General features: G+C 60.8%; 1 protein-coding gene. It reads left to right on the plus strand.

The window, feature by feature from the left end; all coding sequences use genetic code 11:
• Positions 1-94 precede the first annotated feature (94 nt).
• The coding region (locus NAM01S_RS33630; protein WP_255284357.1) for a polyketide synthase dehydratase domain-containing protein at positions 95-857 on the plus strand (763 nt) is incomplete at its 3' end.

Below are 857 nucleotides of genomic sequence, written 5' to 3' on the forward strand. Positions count from 1 at the left end.
CAACAACGCAATCGAGGGAAGCGGGACAAGGCACAACGGAACTGGTCATCCGTTCATTGACCACATAACGCACCTCGCTGGGGCCGACGAGCTCGTGCTCACCGGCGACATATCGATGGATGCGTACCCTTGGCTTTCAGATCACACCGTCGCGCAGATTCCGCTTCTGCCCAGCACTGCTTTCATCGATATCGCTCTTGAAGCTGCCCAGCAAGCAGACCTCGACGGGATCACTGAGCTCGCTATAGAAGCGCCCCTACCGTTGTCGGCCAGCACCGCCTTGCAGGTTCGCCTGGGCGCGCCGGACGACAACGGCGAGCGAGCCATTGCAGTCTATGCTCGTTGCGGGGACGAGCCGTGGAAGCGGCATGCGACCGGCCGCGCTGGATCATGCCTTCCGGATGGTGGCCGCATCCTTCCGTGGCCGTCTCCGGATGCCACACCTATGGAGGTCACCGATCTCTACAAACGGATGGCAGCGATAGGAATGGGCTATGGGCCCTCCTTCCAGGGATTACGGCGCGCATGGCAGGATGGCGACACGATTTGCGCGGAAGTCGCCATCACCGAAGAGATCGCTGACGTCGGTCGACTCGGGTTCACAGTCCATCCCGCGCTCCTCGATGCGGCGCTGCATACCATGGCACTGCATCCCACAACTGCGTATGACGAGCGAACGATCAAACTCCCGTTCACCTTGTCAGGGGTATCGCTATTCAATACCAAGCCGACGGCGCTACGGGTTTGGTTGACGCCGACGAGCGCTGAGACCGTCAGTCTGCACGTGGCAGATAGCTCAGGGCACCCAGTGCTCACCGTCGATGAGCTGAGAATTCGAGCGATCGACGTCGATCGGT

Source organism: Nocardia amikacinitolerans NBRC 108937, assembly GCF_001612615.1.
In the GTDB taxonomy this organism is placed as follows: domain Bacteria; phylum Actinomycetota; class Actinomycetes; order Mycobacteriales; family Mycobacteriaceae; genus Nocardia; species Nocardia amikacinitolerans.